The 475-nt window shown below is 60.0% G+C and carries 1 protein-coding gene; it reads right to left on the reverse strand.

Annotated elements, in window-relative coordinates:
- A partial coding sequence (locus CRD59_RS07590) for a PPA1309 family protein (RefSeq protein ID WP_201736589.1) occupies positions 1-435 on the reverse strand: 435 nt, incomplete at its 3' end.
- Positions 436-475 lie beyond the last annotated feature (40 nt).

The following is a 475-nucleotide window of genomic DNA, read 5'->3' on the forward strand; positions in this document are numbered from 1 at the left end:
CAGATCAATCGAGCCAAGAAGCTCGTCGGGGTGCTCGACGAGACGGGCGACACCGTAGTGGCTTCCATCGCGAAGCGCCCCGGCCACCACTCGTACCTCTTGACGTTTCGGATGAGCAGCTACAAACGCCGCAGCTTTTTCCGGATCGTGAGGTATCTCATCGGCGCAGTCATCGGGTAAGCAGATCCTCTCGACGCAGCTAGCGGCCCCATCCACAGCATCACCCCAAGACGTGGTGGAAAGGGCCTGAGCAAGGTCGTCACCGGGCCGAAAGTCGTCCGGCTCGATACTGGACAAGCTGTCATGGCGACCGATGGCAAGCTGACCAGCCAGCGCTGGCTCAGCTTTCACAAGATCGACGGTACGCACCAGCGCGAATAGACGAGGCGGACCGCCCCAGCTCGACGAAGCAACAAACCTCTCGATCTCAGTCAAGCACGCAATCAAGGCATCATCAGCCGACTCTGATACTCCC

This window comes from Bifidobacterium xylocopae (assembly GCF_003315615.1).
Classification (GTDB): domain Bacteria; phylum Actinomycetota; class Actinomycetes; order Actinomycetales; family Bifidobacteriaceae; genus Bombiscardovia; species Bombiscardovia xylocopae.